The sequence below is a fragment of the Pantoea sp. X-Soil-YNGN-775 genome (assembly GCF_059730575.1).
On sequence record NZ_AP035945.1, the window covers coordinates 2,110,425 to 2,133,597 of the forward strand.

Consider the following 23,173-nt stretch of genomic DNA (forward strand, 5'->3'; position numbering starts at 1 on the left):
CTGCCGCAGGCTGAATGAATATCAGGCCGGGCAGCGTCGCAGATTTTGGGACAACGCCCGCTTTGCGATACACTCTGTCTAATGCCTCAAAATCGTTGAGTTCTATGTCAAAACTAATATGTTCGCTGTTGTTCAGCCTCAGCGTGTTGAGTTCGCCTGCGTGGTCGGCCCCCGCCGGTGATATTCGCCAGACCGGCTTTGTCTATTGCGTCAGCGGCACGCTGACCACCTTCAATCCTCAAATGGTCAGCAGCGGGTTAACCGTCGATACCCTGGCGGCACAACTGTACGATCGCCTGCTGGATGTCGATCCCTACACCTACCGTCTGAAGCCCGATCTGGCCGCCAGTTGGGAAGTGCGTGACAATGGCGCGACCTATCGTTTTCACCTGCGCAGCGGCGTGCAGTTCCAGCAGACTAATCAGTTCAAACCGACACGCGCTCTGAACGCAGATGATGTGGTGTTCAGCTTCGCCCGGATGTTCGATCGCCATCATCCGTGGCATAACGTCAACGGCGGAAACTATCCCTACTTCGATAGCCTGCAGTTTGCCGATTCAGTGCAGAGCGTGAAAAAGCTGGATCACAATACGGTTGAGTTCCGGCTGAACAGTCCGGACGCTTCCTTCCTCTGGCACATGGCGACCCACTATGCGCCGGTGCTGTCTAAAGAGTACGCCGATCAACTGACGGCTGAGGGCCGCCAGGAAGAGCTGGATCGGCAGCCGGTGGGCACCGGCCCTTACCAGCTGAGTGAATATCGCACCGGCCAGTACATTCGCCTGGCGCGCAATCCGCATTACTGGAAAGGCGTGCCGCGTCTGCAGCAGGCGGTGATCGATTTAGGCGCCGGCGGCACCGGCCGTTTGTCGAAACTGCTGACCGGCGAGTGCGACGTGCTGGCTTATCCGGCTGCCAGTCAGCTCAGTATTTTGCGCGATGATCCGCGCCTGCGAATGACGCTGCGGCCCGGGATGAATATCGCCTATCTGGCGTTTAATACCCGCAAGCCGCCGCTCGATCGCCCCGAAGTCCGGCATGCGCTGGCGCTGGCAATCAATAACGAGCGGCTGATGGAGTCGATTTATTACGGCACCGCTGAAACCGCGGCCTCTATATTACCGCGCGCCTCGTGGGCTTATGACAGTGATGCCAGGGTGACCGAATACGATCCTGAAAAGTCTCGTGCCGCGCTGGCAGCGCTGGGCCTGACTGACCTGCATCTGCGGCTGGTGGTGCCGTCGGCCTCACAGTCGTGGAACCCCAGCCCGCTTAAAACCGCCGAGTTATTGCAGGCCGATCTGGCGCAGGTGGGCGTTCGCCTGACCATTGTGCCGGTCGAGGGACGTTTTCAGGAGGCGCAGCTGATGTCGATGAATCACGACCTGACTCTGGCGGGCTGGGCGACCGACAGCAACGATCCGGACAGCTTCTTCCGTCCGCTGCTCAGCTGTGCGGCAATCCGTTCTCAGACTAACTATGCGCACTGGTGCTCGCCGGCCTTTGATGAAACGTTGCAGAATGCTCTGCTGACACAGCAGCTGTCGGGGCGCATCGACAGTTATGACAAAGCGCAGCAAATTCTGGCTCAGGAGCTGCCGGTCTTGCCGCTGGCATCGTCGCTGCGTCTGCAGGCGTTTCGCCATGACATTAAAGGGCTGGTGCTGAGTCCGTTTGGCAACGCCTCGTTTGCCGGGGTTTATCGTGAAGAGGCTGAGGAAAAGTAAGTGATCATCTATATTTTGCGCCGCCTGCTGCTGCTGCTGATTACGCTGTTTTTGCTGTCGCTGGTTAGCTTCAGCCTCAGTTACTTTACTCCCAACGCGCCGCTGGAAGGCGCGGCCCTGTCTGACGCCTGGTGGTTCTGGTTTAAAGGGATGCTGCAGTTTGATTTCGGCGTCTCCAGCACCAACGGTCAGGAAATTGGCCTGCAGCTGCGCGAAGTTTTTCCCGCCACCATGGAGCTGTGCATTCTGGCCTTTGTGTTTGCCCTGCTGGTGGGTATTCCGCTCGGCATCTGCGCCGGAGTGATGCGCAACAAGTGGCAGGATAAGACTATCAGTGCGCTGGCGCTGCTCGGCTTTTCAGCGCCGATTTTCTGGCTGGCCCTGCTGCTCACGCTGTTTTTCTCGCTGACGCTTGGCTGGCTGCCCGTGTCGGGACGGCACGATCTGCTCTATCCGGTGCAAAACGTGTCAGGCTTTGCGCTGATTGATGCCTGGCTTAGCCGCTCACCGTGGCGGCACGAGATGATCATCAGCGCCCTGACCCACCTGATTTTGCCGGTGCTGGTACTGGCGATGGCACCGACTACCGAAGTGATCCGCCTGCTGCGCAACAGCACCAGCGAGGTGATGGAAAAAAATTATGTTAAAGCCGCCGCCACCCGTGGACTGTCACAACTGACGGTGATCCGACGTCACGTGCTGCATAACGCCTTACCGCCGGTGATCCCGCGTCTTGGCCTGCAATTTTCAACCATGCTGACGCTGGCGATGATCACTGAAATGGTCTTCAACTGGCCCGGCCTTGGCCGCTGGTTGATCAATGCGATTCGCCAGCAGGATTATGCGGCGATCTCAGCCGGCGTGATGGTGATTGGCGGGCTGGTGATTCTGGTCAACGTCGTCTCCGATGTGATTGGCGCAGCGATGAATCCGTTGAAACATAAGGAATGGTATGCCCTCCGATAATATCTACGCCGAAAAACGCCTGCCGAGCACCTTTCGTCAGAGCTGGCACCATTTTTATGGCGATACTCCGGCGATGGTCGGTCTGTACGGCTTCGGCGCGCTGCTGTTGCTGTGCATTTTTGGCGGGCTGATGGCGCCTTACGGCATTGATCAGCAGTTCCTCGGCTATCAGTTGCTACCGCCGTCGTGGTCGCGCTATGGCGATGTCTCTTTCTTCCTCGGCACCGACGATTTAGGCCGCGATGTGCTGAGCCGCCTGTTGAGCGGTGCCGGTCCGACCGTTGGTTCAGCGATTCTGGTGACGCTGTTTGCCACATTCTGGGCGCTGGTGCTGGGTATTCTGGCCGGCATGACCCACGGCGTGCGATCGGCGGTGATGAGTCACGTGCTGGATACGCTGCTCTCGATTCCGTCACTGCTGCTGGCAATCATCGTGGTGGCGTTTCTCGGACCCAGGCTGGAGCACGCGTTGCTGGCGGTCTGGCTGGCACTGATGCCGCGACTGGTGCGCGAAATTTACAGCGCGGTGCATGATGAGCTGGAAAAAGAGTATGTGGTCGCGGCGCGGCTGGACGGTGCCAGCAGCCGCAATATCCTGCGCTACGCCATCCTGCCCAACGTTCTGCCATTATTAATCAGTGAAATTACCCGCGCCCTGTCGATGGCGATTCTGGACATTGCCGCGCTGGGCTTTCTCGACCTGGGCGCACAGCTGCCCTCGCCGGAATGGGGTGCGATGCTGGGTGATTCGCTTGAACTGATCTATGTCGCGCCGTGGACGGTGATGCTGCCTGGCGTGGCGCTGATGGTCAGCGTATTAATTGTTAACCTGCTCGGTGACGGCCTCCGTCGCGCCGTCGAAGCGGGAGTGGAATAGATGCCGTTACTCGATATTCGTAATCTCACCATTGAATTTATGACTGCCGACGGGCCGGTCAAAGCGGTCGATCGCGTTAATCTGACCCTGAGCGAAGGTGAAGTTCGCGGCCTGGTAGGTGAGTCAGGTTCGGGCAAGAGCCTGGTGGCAAAAGCGATCTGCGGCGTGACCAAAGATAACTGGCGCGTGACCGCCGACCGGATGGTTTTTGATGATGTCGATCTGCTGCGCCTGTCACCCCGCGAGCGCCGCCGCATCATTGGCCATAACGTCTCGATGATTTTTCAGGAGCCGCAGTCCTGTCTCGATCCGTCAGAAAGTATTGGCCGTCAGCTGATGCAGGCGATCCCGCGCTGGACCTATAAAGGCCCGTGGCTGAAGCGCTTCTGGTTCTGGCGCAAAACCCGCGCCATAGAGCTGCTGCATCGCGTCGGCATTAAAGATCACAAAGATATCATGCGCAGCTTTCCTTATGAGCTGACCGAAGGTGAATGCCAGAAAGTGATGATCGCCATCGCGCTGGCGAATCAGCCGCGCCTGCTGATTGCTGATGAGCCGACTAACGCCATGGAGCCGACCACTCAGGCGCAAATTTTCCGTCTGCTGAGTCGTCTCAATCAGAATAACAACACCACGATTCTGCTGATCAGTCACGACCTGCGTACCATGAGCCAATGGGCCAATCGGATTAACGTGATGTACTGCGGGCAGACGGTTGAGACCGCCCAGAGTGACGATCTGATGAGCACCCCGCATCACCCTTATACCCAGGCGCTGATCCGCGCCATGCCCGACTTTGGCCGCGCCCTGCCGCATAAAAGCCGGCTGAATACGCTGTCGGGCGCAATTCCGTCACTGGAGAGTTTGCCGATCGGCTGCCGGCTGGGGCCACGCTGTCCCTATGCGCAGCGCAAATGCGTTGAAACGCCACGGCTGGCGGGCGGCAAATCGCACCTGTATGCCTGCCATTTCCCGCTGAACATGGAGAGCCAGTAAGATGGAAACCCTGCTGGAAGTGCGCAACCTGAGTAAAACCTTCCGCTATCGCACCGGCCTGTTTCGTCGTCAGCACGTTGAAGCGGTGAAATCGGTCAGCTTTACCCTGCGCGAACGGCAAACGCTGGCGATTATCGGCGAAAACGGCTCCGGCAAGTCGACGCTGGCAAAAATGCTCAGCGGCATGGTCGCGCCGACCGAAGGCGAGATCCTGATTGACGATCATCCGCTTAGCTTTGGTGATTACGGCTATCGCAGTCAGCGCATCCGGATGATTTTTCAGGACCCTTCGACCTCGCTTAATCCGCGTCAGCGGGTCAGTCAGATCCTTGATTTTCCGCTGCGGCTCAATACCGATCTGACGGCAGAGGCGCGCGAAAAGCGCATTATCGCCACGCTGCGTCAGGTCGGGCTGTTACGCGATCACGCCGGCTATTATCCGCATATGCTGGCACCCGGCCAGAAACAGCGTCTGGGTCTGGCGCGTGCGCTGATCCTGCAACCGAAAGTGATTGTGGCGGATGAGGCGCTGGCCTCGCTCGACATGACCATGCGCTCCCAGCTGGTTAATCTGATGCTGGAGCTGCAGGAGAAACACGGCATCGCCTACATATATGTCACCCAGCATCTGGGTATGATGAAGCACATCAGCGATCAGGTGCTGGTGATGCATCAGGGCGAAGTGGTGGAGCGCGGCGGCACCGCCGATGTGCTGGCCTCGCCGCTGCACGATCTGACCCGACGGCTGATCAGCAGCCACTTTGGTGAGGCGTTAACCGCCGAAGCCTGGCGGCGTGAGCACTGATTATTGCTGCATATCCCGGAAATTGCGGGCTGATTTACCTGATCTCTGACAGACGTGCTAGAATCCGCACGTCGATCAACGTCGGTCGCCTACTTTTTAAACACTGCGACCGCCAACTACAATGACCATAAGGATTACAGCTATGGGTTTTCTTTCCGGTAAGCGCATTCTGATTACTGGCGTTGCCAGTAAACTTTCCATCGCCTACGGTATTGCACAGGCGATGCACAAACAGGGCGCAGAACTGGCTTTCACCTACCAGAACGACAAATTAAAAGGTCGTGTGGAAGAGTTTGCTAAAGATTTGGGTTCAGACATCGTTCTGCCGTGTGACGTAGCCGAAGATGAGAGCATCAAATCCCTGTTCACTGAACTGGCAAAAACCTGGCCGAAATTTGACGGTTTCGTTCACTCCATCGGCTTCGCCCCTGGCGACCAGCTGGATGGTGATTATGTGAATGCCGTAACCCGCGAAGGCTTTAAAATCGCCCATGACATCAGTGCCTACAGCTTCGTTGCGATGGCCAAAGAGTGCCGTGCGATGCTGAATCCACACTCTGCGCTGCTGACCCTCTCTTACCTGGGTGCTGAGCGCGCCATTCCGAACTATAACGTGATGGGCCTGGCGAAAGCGTCGCTGGAAGCTAACGTGCGTTATATGGCCAATGCGATGGGTCCGGAAGGCGTCCGTGTGAACGCCGTTTCTGCTGGTCCAATCCGTACACTGGCGGCATCAGGCATTAAAGATTTCCGTAAGATGCTGGCGCACTGCGAAGCGGTTACCCCGATTCGTCGTACCGTCACCATTGAAGATGTCGGCAACTCAGCCGCCTTCCTTTGCTCCGATCTGGCGGGCGGCATCACCGGTGAAATCGTTCACGTTGATGGCGGCTTCAGCATCGCCGCAATGAATGAACTGGAACTGAAATAAGTTCTCAAGGGCGAGTCTGACTCGCCCTCTTCTTTACTGCCTCTCGCCCCTTCCTGCCTGATTTTCCTCTCGTTATACCGTAACGCTATTAATTATCACCGATCATTCTTTTGCCCAGGCCTGGCCTTCGGCGACGATACGTCTGCCCTTCGGTTTATGCATTTTTTCAGATTCTGCCGCCTGCATGCCGAACCAGAATTTTGCAAAAGGATTGATCATGGAACAACGCCGCTATCCGGGCCATAACCACTGGTTTTACGAGAGCCAGACCAGTCCACGTACTTCGCAGGCCGCGCCGCTGGTCCCTGAAGCCGCCGATATCGATGACCGTTTTCTGCTGGGATGTGTTAACGATCAGCTGCCGTCACTGTTACGCGCTAACCAGCCCGCCTTGCTGGCGGCGCGCGATCTGGCACAGCTGCTGTTCCCCGACCGCGTTGTGACCTCGCTGACCCACACGCTGACCCTTTACGATCGCCTGAGTACCGCCCTGACCGTCGCCCAGGTGGCGGGCGTCCAGCGCCTGTGTAATCACTACTCGGCGCGCCTCAATCCCCTGCCGGGGCCGGATTCATCCCGTGAGAGCAATAACCGCCTGACCCAGATTACCCAGTATGCTCGTCAGCTGGCGATGCAGCCGGAGCTGATTACCGCCAGTGCCATTACCGCGCTTGATGCGGTGGGACTGACCGAGCCGGACATCGTGACGCTCAATCAGCTGATCGGCTTTGTCAGCTATCAGGCACGAGTGGTCGCCGGACTGCAGGCGCTGCAGGCCCAGCCGGTACGCTGGCTGCCCGGCACTACGCCGCCGCCAGATGCGGATGCGGCGGGCTTTGGCAAACCAACCGTCTGGCGTCCGGCGCTGAAACCGCTGGAGCTGCGCTACGCCAGTGCCGAACAGCTGGCGGCGGTGACCCGCAGTCAGGCGCTGGCCGGCATGCAGGATGCGGTGTGGTTGCTGGCGCATGATGCCCCGGTATTGTATGGCTGGGTAATGCTGCGTCAGCAGCTGTCTGCTGGTCAGCCGCTGGCCGAAGCGACCGCTGCGCGTATCCTTGGCAGTCGCTGGGCTTTCCAGCAACTGTCAGGCGTCGAGGCGTTAATAGCGGGCGTGGATGAGGCGGAAGCGCCTGAGATTCAGCGGCAAATTATCGCCCTGGCTGCCCAGCTGACTCGTGCGCCGGAGCGGTTCAGTGCCGCACATCTGCAACCGCTGGCGGAGGCAGGCTGGTCAGCCGATGCCCTGTTTGATCTGATTCAGTCGGTGGCGATCGGTAACTGGAACAGCCGTCTCTGTTATGCGCTGGGCGAGGCGCAGTAAGCCGGTTAAACCGGTAACTGCCCGCGCGCTTCGTCGAAAAAATGCTGCGCCAGAGGCGTCGCGCGTCCCGGTTCGGCAATCACCAGCGCCGCTTCGCGCGCCATCGGCGGCAGCGTAATCGGCCGCTGCTGTAATCCCTGCAGGGAAGCAGGCAGCAAATGGCCGACCGGTGAGACCAGTAATCCCAGCCCGACCTGCGCGCACTGCATTAGCTGCATCACCGAGGCACTTTCGACAATTACCCGCGGCACCAGCGACGCTTCGCGAAACGCCATGTCGAGATAGCGGCGAAAGTAACGCGTCTGTTCGGCCAGGCAGAGCGGCTGCTGCGCCAGTTCACTGAGCGTGAGCGGCACAGCAGAGACCAGATCGGGAAAATGATCGGGATGGAAGATCGCCTCGACCCCACGATCGGCCAGCATTGCCGTCTGAAAATGGAGTTCGCGCAGCGTAGCCATCTCAAAAAAGCCGATGCCAACATCCACGGTGTGGCTGTTAAGCGCCTCCAGCAGCTGGTCGGCGCTCAGCACCGCGATCCGGTAATCAAGCTGCGGATAACGCGCCTGCACCGCCTTTAGCAGCAGCGGCAACGCCACGCTGCACTGTGGCACCACCCCGAGTCGCAGGGTGCCATTGACCCCATGCTTCAGCGACTCTACTTCCAGCTTCAGTCCCTGGTAAACCGAGACGATTTCCCGCGCCCACGCCAGCACCCGATCGCCTTCCGGGGTAAAACCGGCAAAGTTATTGCTGCGATTAATCAGCGACAGGCCCAGCTCACGCTCCAGATTTTTCAGGCGCATCGACAGGGTCGGCTGGGTGACAAAACTGGCTTCGGCGGCCCGGCCAAAATGGCGTTCGCGTTCGAGATTACACAGGTAAATTAATTGTTTGATGTCGATGTTAATGACCCGTTAGCAGGTTGAAGTTGAATCAACGATGTTTTTTTGATTGCGGGCTTAAGCCCGTTTATGACGGTTAATTTTAGCGCCATCCGGCGTTTTATTGTTAACCGCAATGTGCATTCTGGCATTGCATTTATCATCGGCGTCGGCGAGCCATCAGCGGGTTACACCGCGCCTTTTCGATCCGCCGCTGGCCTGAATATCGCCTTCAGCGCCAGCGCGATTAACCCGACCCCGACCGGCAGCAAAAAACCATATCCCAGCCCTTTATACAGCCATATGCCCGCTACGCCGCCAGCGAGAAATGAGAGCAGCGTCAGGCCATGCAGCCGCAGACGATCCAGATAAAGCGGTGCCTCTTTAGGTGAGACTTTGCGCCGTAACACCTCATACAGCATCGCCAGCTCAATACCGATATCGGTGGCGGTACCGGAGACGTGCGTGGTGCGCACCCGGGCATTTGAGATCCGCGTCACCACCGCATTTTGCAAACCCATCAAAAAACTCAGGCTCATGATCAGCACCACCCCCGGCGAGTCCGGAGTGAAAAAGCGTTCGGCCACGCCGAGAAAAACCAGCGCTAAGCCTTCGGCCAGAATGACGAACGCATAGATGCTGCGAATATTGCGGCGGCGGCCTGAATTAATCACCAGCGTTGAGATCAGCGAACCGGTAATGAACAGACAAACGACCGACAGGAAAAACAGCCCCGCGCCGAGATTGGCTTTTGCCAGATGATCGGACAGTGATGAGACGTTGCCGGTCATGTTAGCGGAGAAAAAGCCGACAATCTCAAATGCGGCGGCATTTAGCGCGCCTGCGGCGGCGGCCAGGGTGCAGGCCAGTCGGCTATCGGCGCTGTGGCTGCGTGCATCCTCAGTGGTAATCAGCATGGAACCTACGAATCCGGGTCATTATTGCGGGTATAATCCGCCGATTTTTTATCGCAAACAAGTTACCGGTTCGGACAAAACAGATTTACCCTGCGCCGCTTCAGCCAACCGCCAGAATCTGTCGTTCGCTTGCCGCCGTCCGATTACCGCCGCCATACTACCGCTGCTAAAGTACCTCCGCGAGAGTATCGCCGCGCCAGTGCCGCCCTGCATCCAGCACGGCTCTGCCGGTTAGCTGGCTGACAGGCGGAAGGTGGAAACCGACTGCGTCAGATAGCGCACCTGCTCTTCAAGCGAAGCCGAGGCAGCGGCCGATTCCTGCACCAGCGCGGCGTTCTGCTGCGTCACGCTGTCCATCTCAGTCACCGCCTGTTCGATCTGTCCGATGCCGCGACTCTGTTCGTCTGATGCGGTGGAGATATGCTCCATCAGCTGATTAACCCGGCTGACCGAGGAGATGATGGCGTTCATGGCATCACCGGTGCGGCTGACCTGATCGGAACCGGCATGAATAATCGCCACCGATTCAGCGATCAGCGTTTCTATCTCTTTCGCCGCCACGGCGCTGCGCTGGGCCAGATTACGCACCTCACCTGCCACCACCGCAAAACCGCGCCCCTGTTCTCCGGCTCTGGCCGCTTCAACCGCCGCATTCAGCGCCAGAATGTTGGTCTGGAAAGCGATGCTGTCGATCACGGTAGTGATCTCTTCAATCTTCTTCGAGCTGGCGTTAATCAGCTCCATTGATACCACCACTTCCTGCGACACTTTCTCACCGCTTTCGGCATTTTTGACCGCTTCACTGGTCAGGCGGCAGGCTTCAAACACGTTTTCGGTATTCTGTTTTACCGTGGCGCCCAGCTGCTCCATGCTGGCGGCAGTCTCAGTCAGCGCCGCTGCCTGTTGTTCAGTGCGCGAGGCGAGATCGATATTACCGGCGGCGATCTCCTGTGACGCGCCAGAGACCGAGCGGGTGGAGTCACGCACCTGCAGAATAATCGCGGTCAGGGCGCTGCGCATCTGCTCCAGCGAGGCCATCAGCTGCTGGATTTCGCTACGGGAACCGGCTTTCACCGGCACCGCGCTATCAAGCACACCGGCAGCAATCAGCTTACAGTGCGCCTGCGCATCGTTAAGCGGTGACAGCACATAGCGTTTCATGAACAGATAGATCGCCATGATGATGGCAAAAAACAGAATGCCAAAGATAGCCAGCAGCGTGATGCCTGAGGTGAAGTGGCTTTGCGCATCGGTGTTGAGCTTTTTCGCATAGGCTTCATGCTGGGCCAGTACCCGATCGAGGATAATTTCATACTGGCGATCCAGCCGCACCACGTTAGCGATCTGGTTTTTGAACCGCTGCTGATCGTGCGCTTCAGCGGCCTCAATCAGCGGCTGAAGCCCCTGCTGGCGGTATGCCTGATAAGCCTGGCGATAAGCATCGGCCTCTGCGTCTTCACCCGGCAGGCGTGGCGCGTTCATGTAGGCGTTAAAGGCAGCATCAGCTTTGCCGGCAACGGTCCTTACGCTCTCTAAGGCAGCCGGATTATTTGCCTCGCTGCCCTCAATCTCTTTCATGTATTCCATCAGACGCACGCGCAGCGTGCGGCTGTGGTTAATCGGGTCGATAACTGACAACACCACGCGGATCTCTTTGTTAACCGCATTTAACGACTGATTGCTCTGAATCAGTAGCCAGGTACTGATGGCTACGCTGGTGAGAAACAGCGCCAGCAGAAAAGAGAAGATCAGCAGAGAAGATTTTTTTAACGACATAGCAACGTTCCAAAGTGTAAAAGGATTAATAGCTATATCGGCCTGAAAAGTAACCCCATTAGGGTACGACTTTTTATAGTGACAATAAGTCAGACGGCTGTCGGGTAAATAGCTGAACAAACAGCGTGTTACAGCCCGATAAGATCGGGCTGTAAACCGGTAATTGGCGCAGCGGCTGCTACGCCACGCCGAGCGCCATCTTCACCTGATTGGCGATTTTCTCCACCTGCGGGCCATAAATCACCTGCACGTCGTTGTCGCTGACCCGATTTACGCCGTTGGCACCGGTGCTCATCAGGGTTTGATCGACCACCTCTTTCATATCTTTTACCCGCACCCGCAGCCGGGTAAAGCAGCAATCGACATCCTCGATATTGGCCTGTCCGCCCAGCCCGCTGATGATCACCTGGGTGCGTTCGTCACCCGACACCTGCTGCGGTTTCTCATCATCCGTTTCCCGTCCCGGCGTTTCAACGTTCATCCGGGTGATCACCAGGCGGAAGGCGTAATAGTAGACAGGCGCATAAATCACACCCAGCACCAGCGTCCACCACCAGTGGGTTTTTGCGCCGCCCAGCACGCCGAATACCACCAGATCGATAATCCCGCCCTGCACGTTGCCGATCATCAGATGCAGCATCGACATCAGCATAAATGACAGCCCGGTGAGAAACGCGTGCAGCAGGTAGAGCACCGGTGAAACGAAGATAAAACAGAACTCCAGCGGCTCGGTGATGCCGGTGGTGAATGAGGTTAACGCCCCGGCCAGCACCAGCGCTTTGACCCGCTGCTTATGTTCGGGCCGCGCAGTATGGTAGATCGCCAGCGCGGCCGCTGGCAGGCCGAACATCATTACCGGAATTTTGCCCTGCGCCAGAAACTGGGTAGCGGTGCGCAGCGTTTCGTCCGGGATCAGCCCCGGATGGGTCAGTGAGGTGTTGAAGATATTCAGCGCGCCGACGATGGTCTGGCCGTCAACTATTGCCATACCGCCAATCGGCGTAAAGCGCACCGTTTCATTGAGGATATGGTGCAGACCGGTGGGGATCAGGATGCGTTCAAACGCTCCGAGCAGAAAAGCGCCGTACTGGCCGCTTTTGCCGATCATCTGGCCAATCCACGCAATGCCGTTGCCGATGGTCGGCCAGATCATCGCCAGCAGCACCCCAATCAGTGGCAGACAGACCACGGTGACGATCGGCACAAAGCGTCGTCCGCCGAAGAAACTGATCGCCGTCGGCAACTGCTGGGTGTAGAAGCGATTATGCAGCGCCACCGTCGCCAGCCCGGCAATCACCCCGCCCAGCACGCTCATGTTGTAGGTGAACACACCCAGCATCTCAATATATTCCGCGGAGGTCATCATCGCGCTGGTCTGATCCAGACCGGCCTGCTGTAACGCCTGCGGCGTGGTGGTGGCCGCCGTGATGCCTTTGACCGCCAGCGTGGCGTTAATGCCGACGTTCATAGCGATATAGCCGATAACGGCGGCAAAGGCGGCGGTCGGTTTTTCCGCCTTTGCCAGTCCGATGGCGCTAGCAACCGCAAAGAACACCGGCAGGTTCGCGAACAGCGCCCCCGCCACCTTGCGAATAAAGCCGATAATTAACTGCGGCACCTGCATCTGTGCAAAGGCATCGCCGGTGACAGCCGGGTTTTGCATTGCCGCCGCCAGACCGAGAAAGATCCCCGCCGCGGCGATCACCGAGATTGGCATCATTAACGCTTTGCCGAACGCATGAATCTGGCTGGTCAGCTGTTTCATCGTGTCGCGCCCTCTTCTGTTGTGAACAGCAAGTATTAGCGCGTTGTGAAAAGAACTCCCGTTATCGGCTGGTTACAGGCGGGTAAAATTTGAGCAGCATCACAATTCTGGCCGATGCATGATAAACGCCAGCTATCGCACCATTAAGTCAATCAATTAGACAAGATTTGATGATAATTGCACACTCCCCTTCACCATCAGGCCATAACCTGATAACAAACTATCTACAATACTTCCTACTATAAAAAAGCCTGCACTCAATATGAAATTTAAACGCCAAATCAAACCCTATCGCGCGGCTGCGGGCGGCTGGGGTTCACTGGAAGCCACCACGCGTTTCGTTCTTGACAGCAAAGCGGCCCTGAAAAATATGCGCAACCTGATGCGCATGAATAAAGCTCGCGGTTTTGACTGTCCGGGCTGTGCCTGGGGCGATGACAATAAGAGTACCTTCAGCTTCTGCGAAAACGGCGCCAAAGCGGTGACCTGGGAAGCGACCCGCCGGGTGGTTGACAGTGAATTCTTTGCCCGTCACAGCGTGACTACGCTCTATACCCAGAGCGACTATTTTCTCGAATATCAGGGTCGTCTGACCCATCCGCTGCGCTACAACGCCGAAACCGACCACTATGAGCCAATCAGCTGGGATGATGCGTTTGCATTGATCGCCCGCCACATTAAGGCGATGGACAACCCGGATCAGATGGAGCTCTACACTTCCGGTCGTGCCAGTAATGAAGCGTCGTGGCTCTATCAACTGTTTGGCCGCCTGATGGGCACCAACAACTTCCCTGACTGCTCCAACATGTGTCATGAAGCGAGCGGGACCGGCCTGAAGCGCAGTATCGGCGTCGGTAAAGGCACCATTCGTCTGGATGACTTTGACCATGCGGATGCCATTTTCGTCTTCGGTCAGAACCCCGGCACTAACCATCCGCGCATGCTGCACAGCCTGCGTCATGCTGCCGACCACGGCGCGAAAATCGTCACGTTTAATACCCTGCGTGAGCGCGGCCTGGAACGTTTTGCCGATCCGCAAAAACCGCTGGAAGTGGTGACCTCGATGGCGGGCACCATCAGCTCCTCCTATTACCAGCCTAACCTCGGCGGCGATATGGCGGCGGTGCGCGGTATGGTGAAATGCCTGCTGGAAACGCATCGCGCCCGGCTGGCCGCCGGTGAAAGCGGCCTGTTCGATCAGACCTTTATTAATGCCAAAACCAACGGCATTGAAGCCTATATTGAGGCGGTTGATAACACCGACTGGATGCAGATTGTGGCGCAGTCGGGGCTGACCCAGGCGCAAATCCGCGAAGCCGCAGCGATTTACCAGAGTGCCGACCGGGTGATCTGCACCTGGGCGATGGGCATTACCCAGCATAAGCATTCGGTTGATACGGTGCGTGAAATCACTAACCTGCAGCTGCTGTTCGGCCAGCTGGGCAAAAAAGGCGCAGGCCTGTGCCCGGTGCGTGGTCACAGTAACGTGCAGGGCAACCGCACCATGGGCATTGATGAAAAACCGTCGCCGGCGTTTCTTGATGCGCTGGGTAACCACTTCAACTTTGAACCGCCACGCGCCCACGGTCACAACACCGTGGAAGCGCTGAATGCGATGCTGCGTGACGAAGTGAAAGTGCTGATCGCGCTGGGAGGTAACCTGGCCGCCGCTGCGCCGGACTCGCCGCGCACCGAGGAAGCCTTGTCACGCTGTGGACTGACGGTTCACATCAGCACCAAACTGAACCGCAGCCATCTGGTGCCGGGTCACGAAGGGTTAATCCTGCCGACGCTGGGCCGTACCGAGCGTGACCGTCAGGCCACCGGCAACCAGTTCATCACGGTGGAAGATTCATTCAGTATGGTGCACGCCTCTGAGGGGATTGGTATTCCGCTGGCAGAGACTCAGCGTTCTGAAACCGCGATTGTGGCCGGTATCGCCCATGCGGTGCTGGGTGATGAGAAAGTGAAGTGGCTGGCGCTGGCAGGCGATTACAACCTGATCCGCGAGCACATCGCCGCCACTATTCCAGGCTTTGCTGACTTTAACGCTAAATGCGATATCCCGGGCGGCTTTTACCTTGGTAACGCAGCGGCGGAACTGCGCTTCAATACCGCCAGTGGCAAAGCCGAGTTCAGCGCTGCGGCGCTGCCGGCCTCGCTGTTCCCGAATCTGGATCAGGAAGTGCCATTCACCCTGCAGACCCTGCGTTCACACGACCAGTACAACACCACCATTTACGGCCTTGATGACCGTTATCGCGGGGTGTTTGGTCAGCGTGAAGTGGTGTTTATCAACCCGGACGACATGGCGGATTTAGGCTTCACGGAAGGCCAGAATGTCGATATTGAAACCCTGTGGAATGATGGCATCACCCGCCGCGTCAGCGGATTTAAGCTGGTGCCGTACAATATTCCACGCGGCAATCTGGCGGCCTATTATCCGGAAACTAACCCGCTGGTGCCGCTGAACAGCTTTGGCGATGGCAGCGGTACGCCGACCTCGAAATCGGTGCCGGTTAAACTTGAACTGTCATCGGCGCTGGCCGACCAACGCATTGCCTGATCGCGGTCAGTTCTGCCCCCTTAAAAGCCGGCTTGCCCGGCTTTTTGCCTTGCCGCGCGGCGTCGATTCGCGTAAAACTGTCAGCCGCTAATAGGCCACGAAACGTAAAAATTATGTTCCAGGATAACCCGCTGCTCGCGCAGCTGAAAGAGAAGCTCCACTCGCAAACGCCTCGCGCTGAAGGCGTCGTTAAAGGCACCGAAAAAGGCTTCGGCTTCCTGGAAGTCGATGCACAAAAAAGCTACTTCATCCCGCCCCCGCAGATGAAGAAAGTGATGCACGGTGACCGTATCGTTGCCGTGATCCACAGCGATAAAGATCGTGAAAGCGCTGAGCCAGAAACGCTGGTTGAGCCGTTCCTGAGCCGCTTTGTTGGCCGGGTACAGAAAAAAGACGATCGCCTGTCCATCGTGCCGGATCATCCGCTGCTGAAGGACGCCATTCAGTGCCGTCCGGTGCGTGGACTGACGCATGAGTTTGAGAATGGTGACTGGGCCGTCGCTGAGATGCGCCGCCATCCGCTGAAAGGCGATCGCGGTTTTTATGCCGAACTGACCGATTTCATTGTTAAAGCTGACGATCACCTCGCGCCATGGTGGGTGACGCTGTCGCGTCATAACCTTGAGCGTGAAGCGCCTGATGTCAGCTTTGGCGAAATGCTGGATGAAGATCTGACGCGTGAAGATCTGACCGCGCTGGATTTTGTCACCATCGACAGTGCCAGCACCGAAGATATGGATGATGCGCTCTACGTTGAAGCGCTGGAAGATGGCGCGTTGCGCCTGACCGTGGCTATCGCCGATCCTACCGCCTACGTGCCGGAAGGTAGTCAGCTGGATAAACTGGCGGCGCAGCGTGCCTTCACCAACTATCTGCCGGGCTTTAATATTCCGATGCTGCCGCGTCAGCTTTCCGATGACGTCTGCTCGCTGCGTCCGCATGTGCGTCGTCCCGCGCTGGCCTGCCGCGTCACCGTCAGCCCGGATGGCAGCCTGGCTGATGATCCACAGTTCTTTGCTGCCTGGATCGAGTCCAAAGCCAAACTGGCATATGACGAGGTGTCTGACTGGCTGGAAAACAGCGGTGAGTGGCAGCCGGAAAGCGAGGCAATTGCTGAGCAAATCCGTCTGCTGCACCGTCTCTGTCTGGCACGCAGCGAATGGCGTCAGACCCATGCGCTGGTGTTCAAAGATCGCCCTGACTACCGCTTCCTGCTGGGTGAGAAAGGCGAAGTACTGGAGATCGTGGCTGAGCCTCGCCGCATCGCCAATCGTATCGTTGAAGAGTCGATGATTCTGGCTAACGTCTGCGCGGCTAAAGTGCTGCGTGATACGCTCGGTTTCGGTATCTATAACGTGCATGCCGGTTTCGATAGCACCAACGCCGAACAGGCTGCCGCCGTGCTGGCTAACCACGGTATCAGCGTCGATGCTCAGGCGATTACCACGCTGGAAGGTTTCCGCGTGCTGCGCCGTGAGCTGGATGCCCAGCCGACCCAGTTCCTTGACAGCCGCATCCGTCGCTTCCAGACCTTTGCTGAGATCAGCACCGAGCCGGGTCCGCACTTTGGTCTCGGCCTTGAAGCCTACGCCACCTGGACCTCACCGATCCGTAAGTTTGGCGATATGATCAACCATCGCCTGCTGAAAGCGATCATTCGTGGCGATCAGATCGCCCGTCCGGATGAAGCGCTGACCGTCACCATGAGTGAACGTCGTCGCCTCAACCGCATGGCGGAGCGCGATGTCGGTGACTGGCTCTATGCCCGCTACCTGGCACCGTTCGCGGCAACCGACCGTCGCTTTAGCGCGGAGATCATCGACGTGTCGCGCGGCGGCATGCGGGTGCGCCTGCTGGAGTTCGGTGCGGTCGCGTTTATCCCGGCCCCGTTCATCCACGCGGTGCGTGATGAACTGGTCTGCAGCCAGGAAAATGGCACCGTGCAGATCAAAGGCGAAGTGGTTTACCGTGTCACTGACGTTATCGATGTCACCATTGCGGAAGTCCGGATGGAAACCCGTAGCGTGGTGGCTCGCCCCGCCGTTTAAGTCTGAAATCTGACGGGATAACCCTGGTTATCCCGTCCATTCCCACCGCCTCTGCTTTGCAAAAATGTTAAATTTGTACCCCGCTTCACACTTCTTCCTCGATTAACTTTCACTTACATTCCATTACATTAAGTTTGACTCGTTGTTTTCGATCGCATCTCTCTCGATCCTCACAAGGAGTTAGTCATGAAAAACGTCAAAACCGGCGCGATCTGGTTAGTGGTGGCGTTAATCGGCGCGGGCGCTTTCGCTATGCTGGCACTCAGCCGCGGCGAACACGTCAACGCAGTCTGGCTGGTGATTGCGGCGGTGGCCTGCTACAGCATCGCCTATCGCTTCTACAGCCTGTTTATTGCCCGCAATATTTTTGAACTGGATGATCGCCGCCTGACACCCGCCGAGCGGCTGAATGACGGTCTCGATTATGTGCCAACCAACAAGTGGGTGCTGTTTGGTCACCACTTCGCGGCCATTGCCGGTGCCGGTCCGCTGGTCGGGCCGATCCTGGCGGCACAAATGGGCTTCCTGCCCGGCACCATATGGATTCTGGTCGGGGTGATGCTGGCCGGTGCGGTACAGGACTTTCTGATCCTGTTTATCTCTACCCGCCGCGATGGCCGCTCGCTGGGCGAGATGGCACGGCAGGAACTGGGTGCCTTTGCCGGTGTGGTCACCATGCTCGGCGCGCTTGGCGTGATGATCATCATTCTGTCGGCGCTGGCGCTGGTGGTGGTTAAGGCGCTAGCCAACAGCCCGTGGGGACTGTTTACCATCGCCGCCACCATTCCTATCGCGCTGTTTATGGGCGTTTACATGCGCTTTATCCGCCCCGGAAAAATCGCTGAAGTGTCGCTGATTGGCTTTGTGCTGATGATGGCGGCGATTATCTATGGCGGCGACGTAGCGCAGCATCCTTACTGGGGGCCGTTTTTCACCCTGAAAGGTACTTCGCTCACCTGGGTTCTGGTGATTTACGGCTTCATTGCCTCGGTCCTGCCGGTCTGGCTGCTGCTGGCTCCGCGTGATTACCTGTCTACCTTCCTCAAAATTGGCGTGATTGTCGGGCTGGCGATTGGCATCGTGTTTGCCATGCCTGAGATGAAAATGCCGGCGGTGACCAAATTTATCGACGGCAGCGGCCCGGTCTTCTCCGGCGCAATGTTCCCATTCCTGTTTATCACTATTGCCTGTGGTGCCATCTCCGGCTTCCATGCGCTGGTGTCGAGCGGCACCACACCGAAACTGGTGGAGCGTGAAAGCCATATTCGCTTCATTGGTTACGGGGCGATGCTGATGGAGTCTTTCGTGGCGATCATGGCGCTGATTTGCGCCTCGGTGCTGGACCCAGGCGTCTATTTCGCCATGAACTCACCGGCTGCGCTGATCGGCACCACCGTTGAGAGCGCCTCACAGGTGATCAACGGCTGGGGCTTTGTGGTGACGCCAGAGATGCTGAGCGGCATTGCCCGCGATGTGGGTGAAGGCTCTATCCTGTCGCGTGCCGGTGGCGCACCAACCTTTGCCGTCGGGATGGCGCACATCATTACCGACATTTTTAACAGCCGGGCGATGATGGCGTTCTGGTATCACTTCGCCATTCTGTTTGAAGCGCTGTTTATCCTGACCGCGGTGGATGCGGGTACCCGCGCCTGCCGTTTTATGGTGCAGGATCTGGTCGGCACCGTGGTGCCTTCGCTGGCAAATAACCGCTCGTGGCTCGGTAACATGGCCGGTACCACAGTCGCGGTGGCGGGCTGGGGCTTCTTTGTCTATCAGGGCGTGGTCGATCCGCTGGGCGGCATTAACACCCTGTGGCCGCTGTTTGGCATCGGCAACCAGATGCTGGCGTCAATGGCACTGATCCTCGGTACCGTGGTGCTGTTCAAAATGAAAAAGCAGCGCTACGCCTGGGTCACCATCCTGCCAACTATCTGGCTGTTCATTACCTCAATGACCGCCGGATGGCAGAAAATTTTCCATGAAAAACCGTCAATCGGCTTTCTGGCTCAGGCCAGCAAGTTCCGTAAAGGGCTGGATGAAGGCGTATTGATTGCCCCGGCGAAAACCGTGGCCGATATGCAGACCATCGTCTTCAGCAACCAGATCAATGCGGCGCTGTGCGGCTTCTTCATGCTGGTGGCGGTGACAATGCTGATTGCCGCCTTCTTTGTCATCCGTAAGGCACTGCGCAGTAACCTGCCGACCACGCATGAGTCGACGGTCGCGCTGCGTAATAAGGAGGTGCGTCATGTCTGATGCGATTCATCCGGTGCGTCGTCCGCAGGGCAAGTGGCAGATTCATCACTGCCAGTTTGTCGCGGCCCGCGAGGCGGCCCCCTTTCGCTGGCGGACCCTGTGGCGCGGCCTGCAACAGTGCTTTCGCTTAATGGTCGGGGTGCAGGATTATCAAACATACCTGCAGCATATGCGACTGCATCACCCTGAACAGCCGCCAATGAATGAGCGCGATTTTCACCGTTACTGCCTGGATGCCCGCTTCCCAAGCCAGGCCGGTAAGCTGGGGAAATGTCCCTGCTGATGAGCGTAATAAGCCCCACAGAAGTGGGGCTTTTTTGTGCCATTCTTATCTTGATAGCAAAATATATTTGGTTTGTGCCTTGTACTAAGGTCGGATGATGAATACTGTTGCTAAAATAATGAGATAACGCCTGCAGAGCACTCCCCGGAGGAAGTTTCCATGACCGATGAACAAGGGCAAACGTTGTTGTACACCTTGTTTGGTACAACCAGCCCTCATTGGCGTCTGACCGCGGACAGCGATGCGCTGAATTTTGCCGAAGATGAGTCGTCACTAACCAACATAGCCCTGCCGCTAACCCCCGGCCAGGCTGCGATGATACGGGCCATGCCGGTCATTACCTCAAGTATTAATCTGACGCTGCCGTTACAGGGTGTTGCGGTTCCGCTGCATCTGGTCGGTCGCAAAGTTAACCAATCTTCATGGGCCGGAACCGCCTCCGCCTGGGGCGATACCGCCGCGGTCGCGCGCGATTTGACATTGGGCCTTTCATTCGCTGAACAGGTGGTTTCCGAAGCCAATTCGGTGATCGTCATTCTCGACCAGCGTGGCAACATCCAGCGTTTTAACCGCCTGAGTGAAGAATATACCGGTCTGAATGAACATGAGGTGATAGGCCGGAATGTCTTTCAGCTGTTTATGACCAAACAGGAAGCCGCAGCCTCGCGACGTAACATTGCCGGCTTCTTCCGGGATGGTAACTCCTATGAGGTCGAGCGCTGGGTGAAAACCAGAAAAGGCCAGCGACTGTTCTTGTTTCGTAATAAGTTCGTTCACAGCGGCAGTGGCAAAAATGAAATTTTCCTCATCTGTTCAGGCACGGACATAACCGAGGAGCGCCGCGCCCAGGAACGCCTGCGGGTGCTGGCCAACACCGATACGGTGACCGGATTACCCAATCGCAACGCGATTCATCAGCAAATGAGCCAGGCGCTGGAGCAGGCCGGTGACGATCAGACCGGCGTGGTCTATCTCGATCTCGACAATTTCAAGAAAGTGAATGACGCCTACGGTCATATGTTTGGCGATCAGCTACTGCAGGCGGTGTCGCTGGCGATCCTGAGCTGTCTCGGCAAAGATCAGACCCTGGGTCGTTTAGGCGGCGATGAATTTGTAGTGCTGGCCGAACATACCAGCCAGGCGGCACTGGAGGCGATGTCTTCCCGCATCCTCGAGCGGCTGCGTCAGCCGTTCCGCATCGGACTGATTGAAGTCTACAGCGGCTGCTCGATCGGTATCGCCCTCGCCCCGATGCATGGCGAAGATCGCGAAAGCCTGATCCGCAACGCCGATACCGCCATGTACCATGCGAAAGAGAACGGCCGCGGCAAGTTTTGCGTGTTTGCGGCTGAGATGAATCAGCGGGTGTTTGAGTATCTGTGGCTCGACACCAACCTGCGTAAAGCGCTCGAGCTGGATCACCTGATTGTTCACTATCAGCCGAAGATCGACAGCGACGGTAAAGTGCGCAGCGCCGAAGCGCTGGTTCGCTGGATTTCCCCGGAGCGCGGGCTGGTCTCGCCGGGCGACTTTATTCCCTACGCCGAAGAGTCTGGTCTGATTGTGCCGCTGGGTCGCTGGGTGATGCTTAACGTGCTGAAGCAAATTATCGCCTGGCGTCAGGACGGCGTGTATCTGCGGGTGGCCGTCAACGTCTCTGCCCGCCAGCTGATCGATCAAAGTATCTACAGCGATTTGAAACAGGCGCTGACCGAGGCCGGTCTGACCGATTGCCCAATCGACATTGAGCTGACCGAAAGTTGCCTGATCGAAAATGAGACCGAAGCGCTGAAGCTGATGAAACAATTTCAGGATTTGGGGGCTCAGGTGCATCTCGATGACTTTGGTACCGGCTATTCTTCGCTGTCACAACTGGCGCGGGTCCCGATTAACGCCATCAAGCTCGATCAAAGTTTTATCCGTAATATCAATAAGCAGCCGGTTTCACAATCGCTGGTGCGTGCCATCGTCGCCGTCGCCAAGGCGCTTGACCTGCTGGTGATTGCCGAGGGTATTGAAACCCGGGATGAAGAGAAGTTTATCCTTAAAAGTGGCGTTGACGGGCGTCAGGGCTATCTCTACGCAAAACCAATGCCCGCGGAGCAATTTGGGCATTGGCTGGCTAAGCATCCTGCCCGCGTTTAACGCTGATAATTACTAGCCCGCTTTACGCAGTGATGCGCTGTGGCGGTTTTGTAACTGTACCAGACGTTCCATATAAGCAATGTCTTTGGGTTCGATGGTAAAGGCGTAATCCACCCAGTCTTCGGTAATGTCCATCAGCTCAGCGCGTGACAATTGCAGCACGCGCTGACGCGCTTTCAGCATTGCCCGCACGCCGTTGAGTTTCGGACGTAAGGTATCGATAAAGGTTCGGGTGGCGCGATAGCTGTCACCTGGCTGAAACACTTTATCCACCAGACCGCGTGTTTCGTACCATTCCGCGCTGTGCGACTCCCCTTCACAGATCAGCTCTTCGGCCAGCTTCATGCCGGCACGACGTGCCACCAGCGAATAGCCGCCCATGCCCGGGAACAGGTTAAAGGCAATTTCCGGGAAGCCCATCCGCGCGTTGTTCTGCGCCAGAATGAAGTGGTGCGCCAGCGCGGCTTCAAAGCCACCGCCTAAAGCACTGCCCTCAATCATCGCCAGCGTGACCGCGCCGGTGTCAAAGCCGCGAGCTGCTGAATGGATGCAGTCAACGCAGGCCCGGGCATAAGCCCGCAGCGCTTCGCGCCGGTTATTGCGAATGCACTCAACAAAGAAGCGCAGGTCACCTCCGGCGTTAAACATCTGCGGCACCAGCGAACCCGTCACCCAGAAGTCGATTGGCAAACCGGAACGCTGCGCGGCATAGCTCAGGTTCATGATCTCCTCAATCAGTTCGTGGTTGAAGCTGGGACGCGGCTGAGCACGCAACATCATCCACATGGTGCGTCGTCCTTCCTCGTAATAGGCGACTAACTGGGTGGTGTTGCCGACTTCGGTAAATAATCTGCACGTTGCTTGGTTAATAACTGTCATTGTCTCATCCTCTGTTTATATTTGATGCGCT

At 57.4% G+C, this 23,173-nt stretch carries 17 protein-coding genes; 12 read left to right on the plus strand and 5 right to left on the minus strand.

Annotated elements, in window-relative coordinates; all coding sequences use genetic code 11:
• Window positions 1–104 precede the first annotated feature (104 nt).
• The 7 genes from sapA (at window position 105) to AC6I8I_RS10010 (ending at window position 7,626) form a co-directional block, all read left to right on the plus strand.
• Window positions 105–1,727 carry an ABC transporter substrate-binding protein SapA gene (sapA, locus tag AC6I8I_RS09980; RefSeq protein WP_312054481.1) on the plus strand — a complete coding sequence of 541 codons (1,623 nt, stop codon included), beginning with the start codon at window positions 105–107 and terminating at the stop codon, window positions 1,725–1,727.
• Window positions 1,728–2,693 (plus strand): putrescine export ABC transporter permease SapB, encoded by a 966-nt coding sequence (gene sapB, locus AC6I8I_RS09985; RefSeq protein WP_312054479.1) that lies wholly within the window; start codon window positions 1,728–1,730, stop codon window positions 2,691–2,693.
• Window positions 2,680–3,570 carry a putrescine export ABC transporter permease SapC gene (gene sapC, locus AC6I8I_RS09990; RefSeq protein ID WP_497828627.1) on the plus strand — a complete coding sequence of 297 codons (891 nt, stop codon included), beginning with the start codon at window positions 2,680–2,682 and terminating at the stop codon, window positions 3,568–3,570. Before sapB ends, sapC begins: the two co-directional genes overlap by 14 nt.
• Window positions 3,571–4,566, plus strand: a complete 996-nt coding sequence (sapD, locus tag AC6I8I_RS09995) for a putrescine export ABC transporter ATP-binding protein SapD (protein ID WP_031377774.1) — start codon at window positions 3,571–3,573, stop codon at window positions 4,564–4,566.
• A gap of 1 nt (window position 4,567) precedes the next feature.
• The gene (gene sapF / locus AC6I8I_RS10000; RefSeq protein ID WP_031377775.1) at window positions 4,568–5,371 is read left to right on the plus strand and encodes a putrescine export ABC transporter ATP-binding protein SapF; all 804 of its coding nucleotides are present in this window, start codon (window positions 4,568–4,570) and stop codon (window positions 5,369–5,371) included.
• 142 nt (window positions 5,372–5,513) lie between these two features.
• On the plus strand, window positions 5,514–6,302 hold the full coding sequence (fabI, locus tag AC6I8I_RS10005) for an enoyl-ACP reductase FabI (RefSeq protein ID WP_312054475.1): 789 nt from the start codon (window positions 5,514–5,516) through the stop codon (window positions 6,300–6,302).
• A gap of 217 nt (window positions 6,303–6,519) precedes the next feature.
• Window positions 6,520–7,626 carry a CMD domain-containing protein gene (locus AC6I8I_RS10010; protein ID WP_497828628.1) on the plus strand — a complete coding sequence of 369 codons (1,107 nt, stop codon included), beginning with the start codon at window positions 6,520–6,522 and terminating at the stop codon, window positions 7,624–7,626.
• 5 nt (window positions 7,627–7,631) lie between these two features.
• Here the strand turns inward: AC6I8I_RS10010 and AC6I8I_RS10015 are convergent, their stop codons facing one another.
• The 4 genes from AC6I8I_RS10015 to AC6I8I_RS10030 form a co-directional block, all read right to left on the minus strand.
• Window positions 7,632–8,528, minus strand: coding sequence for a LysR family transcriptional regulator (locus AC6I8I_RS10015; protein ID WP_497828651.1), 897 nt, complete (start codon window positions 8,526–8,528; stop codon window positions 7,632–7,634).
• A 167-nt stretch (window positions 8,529–8,695) separates the two neighbouring features.
• The gene (locus AC6I8I_RS10020; RefSeq protein WP_497827798.1) at window positions 8,696–9,424 is read right to left on the minus strand and encodes a YoaK family protein; all 729 of its coding nucleotides are present in this window, start codon (window positions 9,422–9,424) and stop codon (window positions 8,696–8,698) included.
• Between the two features lie 231 nt (window positions 9,425–9,655).
• A complete protein-coding gene (locus AC6I8I_RS10025) occupies window positions 9,656–11,200 on the minus strand; it encodes a methyl-accepting chemotaxis protein (protein WP_312054470.1) in 1,545 nt (514 codons plus the stop codon).
• A 178-nt stretch (window positions 11,201–11,378) separates the two neighbouring features.
• Window positions 11,379–12,965 carry a PTS transporter subunit EIIC gene (locus AC6I8I_RS10030; RefSeq protein WP_497827799.1) on the minus strand — a complete coding sequence of 529 codons (1,587 nt, stop codon included), beginning with the start codon at window positions 12,963–12,965 and terminating at the stop codon, window positions 11,379–11,381.
• Between the two features lie 262 nt (window positions 12,966–13,227).
• Between AC6I8I_RS10030 and AC6I8I_RS10035 the strand changes: the two genes are divergently transcribed.
• The 5 genes from AC6I8I_RS10035 (at window position 13,228) to pdeR (ending at window position 22,263) form a co-directional block, all read left to right on the plus strand.
• A complete protein-coding gene (locus tag AC6I8I_RS10035) occupies window positions 13,228–15,531 on the plus strand; it encodes an FdhF/YdeP family oxidoreductase (RefSeq protein ID WP_312054466.1) in 2,304 nt (767 codons plus the stop codon).
• Window positions 15,532–15,644: 113 nt separating this feature from the next.
• Window positions 15,645–17,579, plus strand: coding sequence for an exoribonuclease II (locus AC6I8I_RS10040; protein ID WP_497827800.1), 1,935 nt, complete (start codon window positions 15,645–15,647; stop codon window positions 17,577–17,579).
• 186 nt (window positions 17,580–17,765) lie between these two features.
• Window positions 17,766–19,835 carry a carbon starvation CstA family protein gene (locus tag AC6I8I_RS10045; protein WP_069728524.1) on the plus strand — a complete coding sequence of 690 codons (2,070 nt, stop codon included), beginning with the start codon at window positions 17,766–17,768 and terminating at the stop codon, window positions 19,833–19,835.
• Complete coding sequence (locus tag AC6I8I_RS10050; RefSeq protein WP_312054464.1) at window positions 19,828–20,118, plus strand: YbdD/YjiX family protein; 291 nt, start codon at window positions 19,828–19,830, stop codon at window positions 20,116–20,118. The genes AC6I8I_RS10045 and AC6I8I_RS10050 overlap by 8 nt, the downstream gene beginning before the upstream one ends.
• 159 nt (window positions 20,119–20,277) lie before the next feature.
• Window positions 20,278–22,263 carry a cyclic di-GMP phosphodiesterase gene (pdeR, locus tag AC6I8I_RS10055; protein ID WP_312054463.1) on the plus strand — a complete coding sequence of 662 codons (1,986 nt, stop codon included), beginning with the start codon at window positions 20,278–20,280 and terminating at the stop codon, window positions 22,261–22,263.
• A 12-nt stretch (window positions 22,264–22,275) separates the two neighbouring features.
• Here the strand turns inward: pdeR and AC6I8I_RS10060 are convergent, their stop codons facing one another.
• Window positions 22,276–23,142 carry a crotonase/enoyl-CoA hydratase family protein gene (locus AC6I8I_RS10060; protein WP_031374543.1) on the minus strand — a complete coding sequence of 289 codons (867 nt, stop codon included), beginning with the start codon at window positions 23,140–23,142 and terminating at the stop codon, window positions 22,276–22,278.
• Between the last annotated feature and the right edge of the window lie 31 nt (window positions 23,143–23,173).